This is a genomic window from Algoriphagus boritolerans DSM 17298 = JCM 18970, from assembly GCF_900108085.1.
In the GTDB taxonomy this organism is placed as follows: Bacteria; Bacteroidota; Bacteroidia; order Cytophagales; family Cyclobacteriaceae; genus Algoriphagus; species Algoriphagus boritolerans.
Genome location: NZ_FNVR01000029.1, coordinates 1 through 13,742 on the forward strand (window position 1 = coordinate 1; position 13,742 = coordinate 13,742).

The following is a 13,742-nucleotide window of genomic DNA, read 5'->3' on the forward strand; positions in this document are numbered from 1 at the left end:
AAATATCCCTTACCGAGGTACTCTTGGCAAAATGGCAGAAAAGCATGGAGACCAAATGTGTCCAACTGTCGAATCCCTTACAGCCTTTATCTGTTTGTTTTTCTTTGACCAGCTTCTTGAAAATCGGGCGGTCAATCTTTTTAATAATCTGAGAAAACAGCGTAATATTACCCATGAGAGGTCTGAGGTTTTGGTGCAAACCAAAGTAACTATTTTGGTCAAAAAATAGGACCTCTCATTTTTTATTTAGGACGCTATTGAGGCAATGTCATTAAACTGGATATCGTACTTAGCGAGCAAACCCAGGAACTCGGAGAAGTCAGTGTGATGGCCAATTCCATTGCCAACAGCATCGAGCGACTGGGCAGTTCCACGGCTATATCCGCCAGAGACATGTCGACCTTGCCTGTGAATGGACGAAACTTCAATTCCCTGGTTGACCTTTCACCCGTTTCAAACGGGAACAGCCTTTTGGGACAGCTTTTTTCATCAACAAACTACACAATCGACGGGATGACCAACCGGAGTCCCCTATCCAGTGGAGCAACCAACAGAGGCCCTTTTTCGATCTCCATGGAAGCGATTCGGGAGTTTGAAGTGTTGACAAATGACTACGATGTAGCCAATGGAAGAAGTGGTGGTGGGATCATCAGTGCTGTGACCAAAACCGGCACCAATGAAGTTTCAGGCTCGGCATTTCTTTTTAACCGTGCCGATTGGTTGGCCAGTAAATACGACATCCGAGGCAATCTGCGAAACAATGAATTTGCCATCCAACAATACGGTGTAACCCTTGGTGGGCCTATCATCAAGGATAAACTTCATTACTTCATCGCTTACGATGGACAGCGGGATGCACAGCCTTTGTTCATTGCGGACATCCAAACCCCACAAGACGAAGCGAGATTCAATATTTCTCGTGAATCTCTTGACCGATATCTTCAGATCTCCCGCTCAAAGTACGGGGTAGCCGATTCGCCGCAGACAGGCAGTTTTGATAAACTCCGGTACACTCACACCGCTTTTGCACGATTGGATTATCAGATTAATCCTTCAAACCTTCTTACCGTCAGAAATAACTTTTCTTGGGATTTGAATAGTCAAGGGGTAAATGACAATACCTCAATCAACCTGTATGAAGTCTATGGCGACCACCTCTCAAAAGCAAACAGTCTGATGGCTTCGCTTCGTACGGTGCTTGCCCCAAACCTGACTAACGAAGTCAAACTTCAGTACCTCTACGTATTGGACGACGGCCGTCCGAGCAACCAACTTCCCAGCGAAAATATTCCCAGAGCAATCGTACAAAACGTTCGATCCGAATTGGACGGACGGGTTGCAAACACTAACATCCAATTGGGAGGTCAGCGCTATTTGCCTGAGCGATTTGAATCCCACGTGTACCAGTTGGTCAACAATCTTTATTACAATAAAGGCAAGACCAATTACACCTTCGGAGCAGATTTATTGTTGAATAAGTTGACTTCACTCGCCACCAGTGAGTTCAATGGTAGATTTTTCTTTACCGGCCTGGACAACTTCGACAACCTCCGTCCTTTTCGCTACGCAAGAGAAGTTGCGGTGGTAGACCCTACGGTGAAGCAAAACATCTTTGGTGGTGGAATTTACGCGCAAGCTGATTCTGACTTAGGTAGCGGTATGAGTTTGATTTTGGGACTGAGAGGTGACTACACGACCTACCAAAATGCCCCCAATTTTAATCAGACAGTTTTTGATGAGTTGGGTCTAGGAACAGACGTGAAAACCGGGGGCTTTCAGATTCAACCCAGAGTACAATTTACCTGGGATATCAACGAGCGACAGACCGATGTAATCAGAATAGGGGCCGGTGTATTTGGATCTGCTCTGAATAATTACACAGACGTAAACAACCTTCAGTTTGACGGCACCAAAATCGTAGCTGTAGACATAACAGGTGCTGCAGTACCTACTCCGGATTTTGTATCCTACAGAAATGACCCCTCCACTGCACCGGGAGTTGAGCTCCTGAATCTACCCGGAGTCTCTCCAGTCACAACCATCAATATGAACAGTGAAGACCTCAAGGTACCTACGGTCTACAAAGGCAATGTGATGTACAACAAAATCATCAACAACAGACTTCGTGTAGGCGTCAACTTCATCGCATCCCTAGCCAGAAACAATTACATGTACTTGGATCGAAATATGGTGGATGAGCCTTATTTCAGATTGGCAAATGAAGGCAATAGAGGCGTATTTGTCCCGGCTGAAACGATCAGTACCACCAATGGTAATGCGGATTGGACAAGAGGAAGAAAGACCACTGAAATTGGTCGGGTGTTGGAATTGGTCAGCGAGGGAAGAAACAACACCTTCACGGCTGTAGTGGATGCTTCTTACCGGTACTTTAAAGACGGTCAAATCACAGCCAGCTACACTTGGAATGATTCCAAAGACAATACTTCCTTCAATGGTAACGTCGCTAACAGTGCGACCCTCTTCCAAATGGTAGTGGATGATCCTAGGGATCTTTCGACTATGAGCTATTCAAACGGTCAATTCCGAAAGAAAGTAGTTATGTATGGTACACTTCCAACTTTTAAGGGTATTACAGTTGGCGTTAGGTACTCAGGCATTGGTGGAACGCGCTATTCTTTAAGAGTCAATGGAAATGTCAACGGTGACTTTGTAAATAGCAATGACCTGGCATTCGTTTTTGACCCCAATGCTCCAGGCGTATCGGAAACCATGCGAGAAGCTATGCAGAATGTCCTAAATAACCCTGACAACTTAGCGAAAAGTTACCTTCAAAATAGCTTGGGACAAGTAGCAGCGAGAAACGGCGGGGAGAATGGGTACTTCGGTTTCTGGGACATCCGAATGACCAAAAAATTCTTCCTGAATAAGGACAGAAAATCCGGATTTGAGCTTGGCGCAGATATTTTCAATGTCGCAAACATGCTCAACAAGGAATGGGGAACCTCCAAAAACCTTGGAAACCAGAATCTGATGACCCTTCGAAACTTTGATCCGGTCACTAGACAATACATTTACGAAGTCAATCCAAATGTAGGGGTAGTGAACCCTGGAGGAACACCGTTTCAAGTTCAGATCTCCGGGAGAGTTTTCTTTTAATCTATTCTAAACAGCAGAATCCGGCAAGCATCGTTTTGCCGGATTTTCATTTCCAATACATAACACCACCAGAACTATGAACAATCCATCAAGGATCAAATCCTCGATACTTACTCTTGGCCTTTGGACAGCACTTTGCCTTCCTTTCGTTTCGAATGCTCAGGAATCCCGGCCTGCACAGCATGTAGTCTTAATTTCCATCGATGGCTTTCGCCCGGACTTTTATTTGGAAGAAAAATGGCCCTCACCAAACCTTCAGGAAATGGCCCGATCAGGTGCCAGATCCTTGGGGGTGACCGGCGTTTTCCCTTCTGTCACGTATTCTTCTCACACGACCATTATCACAGGCCGAACCCCCCTGCATCACGGAATTTTCTACAATTCACCGTTTGAGCCTACCGGTCAGACGGGTAGATGGTATTGGGAAAGTGAATTGATCAAGGTTCCGACGCTTTGGGATGGGGTAAAAGCGGCAGGTATGAAAAGCGCCAGCTTCATCTGGCCGGTTTCTGTGAATGCTCCCATTGATTACAATCTCCCCGAATTTTGGAGTTTGGAGGAAGGCTTTGGCGGAATAGAGCCCATGCGGGAGAAGGAAACCCCATCGGGACTTCTCGCAGAGATGGAGGAACAAGTACTGGGAAAGCTGAATGAGCGGACCTTCAACGGAGATTTTCTCAATCGGGAAGACCGAATCGGGGAAATGGCGGGTTATATCCTGGAAACCTACAAGCCAAATCTGATCACACTTCATTTGATTGCCACAGATCATTTTCAGCATGTGGAAGGGAGAGACGGACCGATGGTCAGAAAGTCTCTGGCTGCTACTGACCGAGCGATCGGTAAAATCATTGAAGCCGCGGAGCGTGCGGGAGTTCTGGATCAAACCACCTTCATTGTGACCGGTGATCATGGTTTTGTGAATATCCACAGTTCGATCAGCCCAAATGTATGGCTGGTAGAAGCTGGGTTGATGGAAAATCAGCCTGACCGGGGAAATTGGAAAGCAGCGTTCCATACAAGTGGAGCTTCGGCATTTCTGCACTTAAAAGATCCTAACGACAAAGTCACCCTTGAAAAAGTGAAGCGTATTTTGGAGACTCTTCCTGAAAGCCAAAAGAAACTCTTTCGGGTGTTGGATCGCACCGCATTGAATGAGGTAGGCGCGGATCCAAATGCAGCCTTGGCATTGGCTCCGATTCAGGGCATTTCCTTTTCTCCATCGAGTCAAGGCTCCGTCCTTAAGCCTGCCAAAGGTGGCACGCATGGGTACTTTCCGGATTTCAAAGAAATCGAAACGGGGTTCATTGCCTGGGGAGCGGGAATCCGTGAAAATGTCGAAATCCAGAAAATGGGATTGGTCGATGTCGCCGCCGTGGTCGATTATTTATTAAATCTGAAAATGGACCTTCCCGAGAGTAACCTTTACCCCGGGATCAAAAAGTAAGTCTAAAGGCCTAATGAATCAGAATTTACCGGTTCATTAGGCTTTTTCAATTCAGGATTCCGTTGGGAGATTTTGTCATTCTCCCGATATCTTCCCGCATCACTTTGGAAACAGTCTGTCGGGTAAGTCCTGTGAGGTCTGCAATATCCTGAAGGGTCACCACCTCACGTAAGGAAAAACGTTTTCCTGAAGCATCCAGAATTTGAACCTGAAAGTAAGGCAGGATCTTTCTCACTTTCTCCTGAGGAGTAAGGCTTCTAATCGCAAAAAGTCGCTCTTCCACCCGACACCATCGACTCACAAGCACTTTGAAAAACCACCCTGCGAGCGTTGGCGTATTTGTGACCAATTGCTTGAAAAAATCCACGTCATACACCCTAAGTTCTACAGGTGTTAGACTCTTGGCAAACTCGGAAAATTGACCGTTTAGGTACTGGAAATTTCCAAAATAATCACCCGGTCTAAGAATATCATAACAGACCTCCTCTCCATCAGGGGTGTAGGAGCCTATTTTCACGGCACCGGAGGCGATCTCAAAGATGGGCGTGATCCGATTAGGCGGCTGATAGATCAAATGACCTTTTTCCAACTGGACAGTCTCCAGCAGCTTTCCACTTACCTCAATCTTCCTCTCTGCCAGAAAACTAAAAGGGCCAAAGTCCATGGTTTTTTTTATTGAATTTGGATCATATTTAGCTGGAAATCAATTCGATAATAAAACTTAACAGGATGTTAATTTTAAATTCCCCGTAACTTCTTTTTCAGCCTTTTAAGAACTAATTCTTATATTTTTCATAAAGATTTATTTACATTTCTTTGAAATTATAGATCGGGAACTCGAGCTGCATCAAACGCTCAACCTGTGAAGTACCGAGCAATTCTTAATATTCGCAATCCAGATTTTTAAACCTTATAATTTCAATCGAGTCTTAACACTAAAATTCCGTCCATGAGAACGATTTTTCCAATTTTAAGCTTGATCCTTTTTGTGTTTTCAGCCTGTACCGGGGAAGATCCCAGGCCAAACGAGTCTATGTATTTTCCACCTAGTTCGGGTTCAGATTGGGAAAAGACCTCGATTTCAAGCTTGAATTGGGATGAAAGTAAACTACCTGACCTGTTGGATTTCTTGGAAAGCAGAAACACCAAATCCTTCCTGATCTTAGTCAACGGGCGGATCGTCCTCGAAGAATATTTCGATGGGCATTCCCCCGAAACTCCCTGGCAATGGAACAGTGCAGGCAAAACCTTGGTGACTGCTACTACTGGCATTGCCCAGCAAGAAGGAATTCTGGATATCCATGCTCCAATTTCCGACTACTTTGGTACGGGTTGGACCTTGCTACCTCTTGAAAAAGAAGGCCTTATCACATCCAGACATTTACTGACCATGACCTCGGGCATCAACGATGAGAGTCAACTGGTCATCAAACCTAATTTCACTTATTTGGCAGATGCAGGCGCGCGGTGGTCCTATCACAATATTTTTCAAAAACTGACTGATGTCGTTTCCGCAGCCAGTGGCCGGCTATTCGACGTTTATTTTGACACCAAACTGAAAAATAAAATCGGAATGGACGGGTTTTGGAACAATGGACTCATCTTCAAAGTCTACCACAGCACGGCACGGAGCATGGCAAGATTTGGGATACTTGCCCTGAATAAAGGCAAGTGGGAAGAGGACCAAGTGATCGATGAAGAATTTTTCACTGAAAGCATCGGTAGCTCTCAGAATCTCAACCCTTCCTATGGCTACCTCTGGTGGCTCAACGGCAAGACTCGGTACATGCTTCCCGGTAGCCAATCCACCTTTACCGGACCTTTGATCCCTGCCGCCCCGGCAGACCTGTATGCGGCAATGGGTGCAGAGGATCAGCGCCTCTACGTCATCCCAAGTAAAAAAATGGTAATCATCCGCATGGGAAAAGCTTCCAACCCGTTGAATCCAAACTTTGCACTTTCCGGCTTTGACGAGGCCCTTTGGACCAAAATCAATGCCGTGATACGCTGAAGGGGGAATACCTTGTAGAAATCAAGCTTGGACAGCCTATTCAGATCTGGTGAAAATCGATGAAAACACACTCGGAATCCTATATGAGCGCGATAATTACCGTCAATTGGTATTTAAGCAGCTAAAATGGAGGGAATAAGCCCTCCGGCAATGACCCGGATTAAGGATTAGTCAATACGATCCGCCGATAAGTGGTCAAGGAAGGAGTCCCTGAGTCTCGCACTTCCAAGATCACGTGCAGTGATTGCCCTGATTCGAGCTTTGGCATCTGAAATTTGACTTCCTCGCCATAGGGATTAAAAAGCTCCAAATTCCCGATAAAATTCCCCGCTTCCCGATAGACCCACCACTTCACCTGAATCTGATCTCCATCGGGATCTTTGCTTCCTTTTGATGAAAGAACCACTTCTTCACCTTCTTTGATTTTGGCACTTGCCCAGGCTTTCCCTTCGTTTCCGTTCAGCACGGCAATGGGATTATGGTTTGCTTTGTCATAAGAATCTGCCACATTCCAGTCCATTCGTGCCGCAAAATCATACTGAAATGCATCCCGAAATCTCCAAATCGTCGCTCGATTCGAAGCTTCCTTTCTCCCATCCGGAAGGATTACTTAATCTTGGGTATTGATCGAGGAAGTCCAGATTTTGTCCACTTCTCCGTAGGACTTCCAGAGTTCATATCTTCCTGCCCAACCTCCCCAAGCAGGGCTTTGGTCCCAGGCCAACCCATTTTGAATTAAGCCGATAAAGGACGGAGTGTCACCTTCCATTATATATTCGAGTGGAATGTAATTAGCACCTAAAGGTCCATGGTTATCACGGATATTTGCCATCAGCCAGGGGTTATCCACTAAGTCAAACTCATACATCGGAGCATTTTTGTACCAGCGATCACCACTGATTCCCGTCCAAGTGGCTTTGTAGTATTCCTTCCAATTATCTCCCGCACTTGCATCCACGATGTAAAAGATCCCCGGAAAATTGTGTCGAATCCATGGTCCGGCAAAATCTTGGTCAGAAATGGTATAAACCCGAAGTGTGGCTACAAACTTCTTCAATTCTTCTTCCGATCGGATTTCCTTCACTTTCCAAAGCGCCTGAGCAAGGCAATTGGCGCCACCCCACACAGAAACCCAAAGCGGTCGCTTATCCGCTCGATCCACAGCTTGGATCAGCATTTCAGAACCGGGTGAATCCTTGTCCTCTCCCACACCCTCCATGCTGAAAAGCGGCAAATGCTGTGTCGTCACACTTAGCAAATCCTCCGTAGTGGGGAAACCCGAAGCATGCTTATCAAGATTGGATTTCACCTTTCCGTAGTTTTTAATGAGTTCCTCGATTTTATCCTGTCTGACTTGGTATCTGAGATGGGTGGAAGTAGTGGCTACGATTCCTTCAATGTCATATTCGTTAGCATACACCAGAAACCGCACAAGAGACTGCTGATCATCAGGCTCATTGGTAATGTCTGTCAAGACAAACACCCGCTGCTTGACAGGTTCTGTAAAAGTCAGTGGGGTCTGGGCAAATGCCATCGAAGTGGCTATCCAAAAAAGAAAGATTAGGAGATTTCGCATAGAGAATTGGGTTATTGTAGCATTTAAGTTAGGTCTTTTGGGGAAAATCCTATCTATCTTAAAAGGACAATCAAGCAAAAATGAAAGGGAGTACCCTTCTGAGTGTTTTTATCTAATTGCCGACCATTGACCATTTGAACGCTGGCCTAGGCGTAGTTTGCAAAACGCCTTTATATCAAAACGAATTTGCAATTCGCTCGAAATAATAAATCAAAGCATTTCTAGCCAATTGAAAATTGGAAATAATATTAGGGTGTAGTTGCAAACTCACCCAGCGTCTGGAGGAACTTCAAAGGAAAAACCAATAGCATCCTTTACAATTTGAAAAGAAGACATGCCAAAGCATTGATCTTAGGAGACACTTTCATAATCGAATAGATTGCCAAGTGCAATTAATGCAGTTTTGCTTTTGATCAAGTATAGATTGTCCATAGGCTTCTGACTGGTAAAAAACGAGCATGTTTCTATTTTTTTAAATCTTGCAAGCAACCCTTACCCAGCTTTAGCCATCTTCACCTATATGATGAAGATTCTAAGATTTACATTTTTCCTGATTTTTGTTACTCTCACACACCTGAGTTTTGCACAGGAAGACACGCCCCATTTTTGGTTGGCAAAAGCGAGAACTGCTATTTTAGCCAACGACACTCTTCAGGGAATAGCCGATTTACATCAGGCCATTCAATTGGGTTTATTTGATCCACAAGCGATTACCAACAGCAAAGCACTTTCTTTTCTAACCCATGATATCAGAGGCAGGGAGTTGATGCAAGGAATCTCCCAAAACCGCTTGCAGCTATCAGATCCTTCCAAACTAAGGGTAGAAACAAAAATTAAAGGAACTCTACCCTGAAGCCATTTTCCCTCCCATTTATTTTTTGATGGGCAGTTTATCCAATGTTGGCACTCCAGATGGCTGGGCAGGTATGTTGATCGGTGCCGAGCACTTGAGCAAAGACCCGAATAGTAATTTGGATTCGCTTTCTGAATGGGAGCAGAAGATCATTTTCGATTTTGATCAGACTGTACCCATTATCGTACATGAGTATGTGCATTTACAGCAAAAAAACGCATCTGAATCCACCTTATTGGATTTGGCTATCATGGAAGGGGCAGCTGATTTTATCACCCATTTGATTCTCGGTCAACCTACTGACCCACGTGTTTTCGATTTTGGAGTTGCTAATGAAGAAAAACTTTGGGTACAATTCGAAACGCAGATGAATGGTGAAAATACCGATGATTGGCTTTTCAATACCGACAATCCAGAAACTGGTTACCCCGGAAATCTTGGATATTTTATCGGTTTCCGAATTTGCGAAAGCTATTACCATCAAGCGGTGGATAAAAAATCTGCAATCAAAGAAATGCTCGAAATCAGGGATTTTGAAAAGTTTTTGAAGGATAGTGCTTATGGATCCAAGTATTAAAAAATCTGATTACCTGCTTCGTTGCCAGTAGGGATCTAGCATATTTCTAATTGATTCTAATATTTGGGAATTGGTAGCCTAAGATCCGAAGGATCATAAATAACAAAGGAATTTCAACTACTACCCTGCACTTCGTACAGGGTCATGATTGGTTTGGTTCCTTCAGAGCCATGATTCTCACAAGCTTTTTGGGAAACCCACCTGAGCGTAGTCTACCTTTTCTCGATCTGTGACCAAATGAGCGCTGGCCTAGACCTGAGTACTATCCTTTCATAAATTCTTAGTCCAGGACCATTTTAAATTGGTCTTTTATTGAATTCAAACAATAAGGCATCCATAAGATTTCGATAAGATTCTGTCATTTTTAGAGACAAATCATTATCCTTGGAATAGGGACTCAAAGGTATTTTTTTAAGTAAATTTTTCAAATCTTCTCCTTGCACCTTTCTTTCTTTCAATTTCTCAAATATTTCTTTGTATAAAATAAAAGTAGATTTGTAGACTTGATGCGCCTGTGTTAATTCACTTGAGTTTATCAATTTTACATTGAGATCAATCTCAAAATATTTGGAATCAACTTCGGGATAATAACTAATTTTATTTTCGTAATCTCGAACAACATCTGCTACTACAGTAAGAAAAAACTTATTCGAATTTAGGATTTCAGGTTCTACACGAAAAATTTTATTATAGTTATCTTGAAATTTAATAACATTAGCCATTGTATCTTTTATAAGCTGCAAGCGAAACTCCACCCGAACCTTTTCATCATGCTGCCCTAAATAGTTCCAAGCCAAATACAAAGCAAACCCTGCTAATATAACTTGTACCCATTCTGCACTCATATCTAAATAGTTAATTAATTCTTTCCATCGATCCATATTTACAATTTGGCTCCTAACTTTCTTAGCATTCAAACAAACACTCCATCATTTTAAACAAAATGATGATTGCTAATTATTAATATCCAAAACTATTTTTGGATATTAAAAAATGGTCAAAATACAGTAGCTATTTACTAAACAGCTTTTCCAATCTTGCCATCATTTCATCCTTTTCTTTGAGCATCCGCTCATAAAGAGCGATTTTTTCTTCGTGAAGTCTAACTATTTGATCTAAAGGATTGATAGAAGAATTGTAGAAAACAGATGCAGGTTGATTACAATGTTCAAAGGTATTTGAGATTATATTAATCGCCTGCTCCTCATCAAAATTCTTAAAAGCCTCCACAGGAATCCGCAATATCTCGCCGACCTGACTGAGCAGCTCCTCCTCCACTTCTTCCTTTTGCTCCAGCAGACTGATCTTCTTCTGAGACCAGTCAGCACCGAGTTCGAAGGCAAGGGATTCCTGCTTGATGCCCATCAACTCTCTGAAGCGCTTGATATTCCGGCCGTGGTGGATCTTTTCGTTCATGGTCTTTGAGGTTTTGCTATTGGAAAAATAAGGCTTTTTTGCCTTGCTCGTAAAACTAAATTATTCCAATTCTGCGACTCTGGCAAGGCATCTTAGAAAATGCGCATTTTTTCACGACGGAAAATGTCGGATTTGAGTCATATTCCGATTTCCAAGCGGCTGATTTCCGACCTCTTAAATCCGATTTTCGCCAACAGATCGAAATCTACCATCCCGAATTCCCTATACTCAACCCAATCCCATCCTGGATATAAACCTCCGATTCCAGAGGCTATCCCAAGTCTGATGAATCCGCATTCAAACTGGATAATATTTGGTTCCAAATGCCATTTTTATTTATGGTAAGTATAGGGTTTATTTAGGGTTAATTTAGCGTTAATATAACCTAATCCTATATAAACCCTATATAGAGTCTATTTAAATCCCATCTGAATAATACCTTTTTAATAAGAAAGGTAGAATTATGACATTACCTATTTCCTCAACTCGGAGTAATCTTCTTCTTTTAGCTTTGAAGTTCAATTGACGCAGGGTGTAATCCGCAGCTGTCGGGAGCAATTACACTTTCCTTTCGTTGGGAATTTGCAATTCGAACTATTTCGATACCCAAATCAGCATTTTTAAAATCAAATCTTGATTTGATCAATCGCGTAATTACTCTAAATTTAGATTATGACAGACACCACATTAAAACTGGAAATCAACAGTTTGCCAAAGGAGATGAGGGCAGAGGTTGCGGATTTTGTGGAATTTCTCAAAACAAAATCCAAGTCAAAAACCAAACTTAAAGCCCGGGAATTTGGATTTGCGAAGGGCAAAATAAAGCTTTCTCCGGATTTTGATGAGCCCCTAGACGAGTTCAAGGACTATATGTGATGGCGTATTTATTGGATACTCATACCCTTCTTTGGTTTGTATCAGGTGACAATCAGTTACCTGAATCTTCTAGAATGATCATTAAAGACATTCATGAATCCTGCTTTTTAAGCGCAGCAAGTCTTTGGGAAATCACCATAAAACTCCAGATTAAAAAACTTGAATTGGGAATATCCCTTGAAGAACTTTTTGAATTTGTGGACAGAAATCAGATTGAGGTTATCCCCATAAACTACCTCCACCTCCTTCAACTATCCAGATTGCCAGCTCACCACAATGACCCGTTTGACAGATTGATTATCGCCCAGGCGATTTCCGAGAATTTAAAACTGATTTCCAGAGACAAAATTTTCAAAAATTACTCGGTGAATTTAGTTTGGGATTAAAACACATTTCTAAATATAATCTACTTATTCAAGCCTTCAAATTCGACTGAGGCGGTGTGAATTCCCCTTCACTACTCCCTTTTCTCCTATCCCCAAACTCACCGCCCGAACCGATAATACTCGGCCAGTTTATGAACTTTTCCCTGGAGAAAGTTCTTAATCATCTCCATTCCCTGAACAGAGAACGTGATTCCATTTCCTCCAAAACCCAACACGAATAGCGTGTTTTCAAATTCCGGACTCTTGCCAATGTAGGGAAGCCCATCTTTGGTCGTACCAAAAGTCCCGCCCCAACTGAAATCCTCGATGAAATTGACTTCAGGCATGATTTCTTCCAGTTTATTTACGAGCTTTTCCGCTTTTCGCTCTTTGATTTTTTGCTGGAAAAACTGGAGGTTGACAGAAGAATCCTCTCCGCCAATGAGGAATCGTCCGTCGTCTGTCGTTCGCATGTAGAGGTATGGATCACCGGTGTTCCAAATCAGGGTGTTTTGGATGTTTTTATTGAGCTTAATTCCCTGCTCGCTGACCGTTGCATAGGTGTAAAACAGATCGGCTATTTTTTCTTTGAGCAACTTGGTACTTTCAAATCCGGTACAGCACACGATCTTTTTGGCTTCGATGCTATGTCCGGTTTTCAGAATCACCCTGGGGTTCTTGCCCGAAGTTTCAATCTGATCGATGTCCGTCTGATCGTAGACCTTCATCCCGCGCTTTACATTCAGTTGGATGAGTTCGTGAGCCAGTCGGTAAGCATCCACACTTGCAGCTACTTCGGACAAAATGGCCCCATGGCAAATCAACCCGTACTTGGCTTTCACTTCTGACGCGCTAAGCCACTTCACTCCCAGCTTGTATTTGTTTCGAATTTCAAACTCCCGCTTAAGCCAAACCGAAGCCTTCTTCGAGTGAGCGAGGTACAGACTTTCCTTCATCTCAAAGCCACAGTCGATCTTAGTATTTTCAATTAACTTTTTCATCTCCAAAATCGCCTCAATCCCGGCCTGATAGCAGATTGACGCTGCCTCTTCACCGATCATTTCACTCAGGCGATACATTGGCACGTCTATTTCATATTGCAGCATGCTGGTGGTGGCAGAACTGCTACCCATGGCAATATCCCGACGGTCGATCAACATGACCTGGTGCCCCGCTTCCATCAGCGCATGACTGATCAAAGCCCCGGTGATGCCTCCCCCGATTACCAGAATTTCAGTTTTGGAATCCGACTGCAGCGATGGATAGCTGTAAATAATGCCGTTTTTTACCAGCCAGAATGATTCAAAAGTTCTTAAGCGCATTTAATTTCTATTTAGAAATGATTTTCAGAACCAAAATTTGTTTGACGGTTGAGAAAGATAAGTTAATCAGCTTTCAATTTACCCAACTCCCAATTGGGGTTGTTTCAAAGATAAACTAACAACAGCCAGGAAATTATTTATAAAAAAAACCTCAAGGAACCTTAACTCCTTGAGGTGCTAAT

At 43.1% G+C, this 13,742-nt stretch carries 14 protein-coding genes; 7 read left to right on the top strand and 7 right to left on the bottom strand.

Translation table 11 applies throughout. The annotated features are described in order from the left end of the window. On the bottom strand, window positions 1-175 hold a 175-nt coding region (locus C4S61_RS17905), incomplete at its 3' end, for a DUF4372 domain-containing protein (RefSeq protein ID WP_146064379.1). Between the two features lie 152 nt (window positions 176-327). On the opposite strand from C4S61_RS17905, the gene C4S61_RS17910 reads away from it, so the two are divergent. Further along, entirely contained in the window at window positions 328-3,117 is a 2,790-nt protein-coding gene (locus tag C4S61_RS17910) for an outer membrane beta-barrel protein (RefSeq protein WP_200820617.1), read from the top strand. A 76-nt stretch (window positions 3,118-3,193) separates the two neighbouring features. Next, window positions 3,194-4,564 carry an alkaline phosphatase family protein gene (locus C4S61_RS17915; protein WP_103926172.1) on the top strand — a complete coding sequence of 457 codons (1,371 nt, stop codon included), beginning with the start codon at window positions 3,194-3,196 and terminating at the stop codon, window positions 4,562-4,564. Window positions 4,565-4,610: 46 nt separating this feature from the next. Here the strand turns inward: C4S61_RS17915 and C4S61_RS17920 are convergent, their stop codons facing one another. Next, entirely contained in the window at window positions 4,611-5,228 is a 618-nt protein-coding gene (locus tag C4S61_RS17920; protein WP_103926173.1) for a Crp/Fnr family transcriptional regulator, read from the bottom strand. Window positions 5,229-5,513: 285 nt separating this feature from the next. Here C4S61_RS17920 and C4S61_RS17925 point away from each other — a divergent pair, with 285 nt between their 5' ends. Then, a complete protein-coding gene (locus tag C4S61_RS17925) occupies window positions 5,514-6,575 on the top strand; it encodes a serine hydrolase domain-containing protein (protein ID WP_200820618.1) in 1,062 nt (353 codons plus the stop codon). A gap of 160 nt (window positions 6,576-6,735) precedes the next feature. Here the strand turns inward: C4S61_RS17925 and C4S61_RS22375 are convergent, their stop codons facing one another. After that, window positions 6,736-7,095, bottom strand: a complete 360-nt coding sequence (locus C4S61_RS22375; protein ID WP_235010089.1) for a hypothetical protein — start codon at window positions 7,093-7,095, stop codon at window positions 6,736-6,738. A gap of 90 nt (window positions 7,096-7,185) precedes the next feature. After that, on the bottom strand, window positions 7,186-8,151 hold the full coding sequence (locus tag C4S61_RS17930; RefSeq protein ID WP_235010091.1) for a DUF1593 domain-containing protein: 966 nt from the start codon (window positions 8,149-8,151) through the stop codon (window positions 7,186-7,188). Window positions 8,152-8,671: 520 nt separating this feature from the next. On the opposite strand from C4S61_RS17930, the gene C4S61_RS17935 reads away from it, so the two are divergent. After that, a complete protein-coding gene (locus tag C4S61_RS17935; protein ID WP_103926174.1) occupies window positions 8,672-9,004 on the top strand; it encodes a hypothetical protein in 333 nt (110 codons plus the stop codon). A 28-nt stretch (window positions 9,005-9,032) separates the two neighbouring features. Continuing rightward, entirely contained in the window at window positions 9,033-9,581 is a 549-nt protein-coding gene (locus C4S61_RS17940; protein ID WP_103926175.1) for a gliding motility protein GldB-related protein, read from the top strand. Between the two features lie 296 nt (window positions 9,582-9,877). Here C4S61_RS17940 and C4S61_RS17945 read toward each other — a convergent pair whose 3' ends face one another. After that, window positions 9,878-10,462, bottom strand: coding sequence for a hypothetical protein (locus C4S61_RS17945; protein WP_103926176.1), 585 nt, complete (start codon window positions 10,460-10,462; stop codon window positions 9,878-9,880). A 130-nt stretch (window positions 10,463-10,592) separates the two neighbouring features. Then, window positions 10,593-10,997 (bottom strand): helix-turn-helix domain-containing protein, encoded by a 405-nt coding sequence (locus tag C4S61_RS17950; protein ID WP_103926177.1) that lies wholly within the window; start codon window positions 10,995-10,997, stop codon window positions 10,593-10,595. 672 nt (window positions 10,998-11,669) lie between these two features. Here C4S61_RS17950 and vapB point away from each other — a divergent pair. Continuing rightward, on the top strand, window positions 11,670-11,873 hold the full coding sequence (gene vapB / locus C4S61_RS17960; protein ID WP_103926179.1) for a type II toxin-antitoxin system VapB family antitoxin: 204 nt from the start codon (window positions 11,670-11,672) through the stop codon (window positions 11,871-11,873). Beyond that, on the top strand, window positions 11,873-12,259 hold the full coding sequence (locus tag C4S61_RS17965; RefSeq protein ID WP_103926180.1) for a type II toxin-antitoxin system VapC family toxin: 387 nt from the start codon (window positions 11,873-11,875) through the stop codon (window positions 12,257-12,259). The genes vapB and C4S61_RS17965 overlap by 1 nt, the downstream gene beginning before the upstream one ends. Window positions 12,260-12,357: 98 nt before the next feature. On the opposite strand, the gene C4S61_RS17970 is transcribed toward C4S61_RS17965, so the two are convergent. Then, window positions 12,358-13,560 carry an NAD(P)/FAD-dependent oxidoreductase gene (locus tag C4S61_RS17970; protein WP_103926181.1) on the bottom strand — a complete coding sequence of 401 codons (1,203 nt, stop codon included), beginning with the start codon at window positions 13,558-13,560 and terminating at the stop codon, window positions 12,358-12,360. Window positions 13,561-13,742 lie beyond the last annotated feature (182 nt).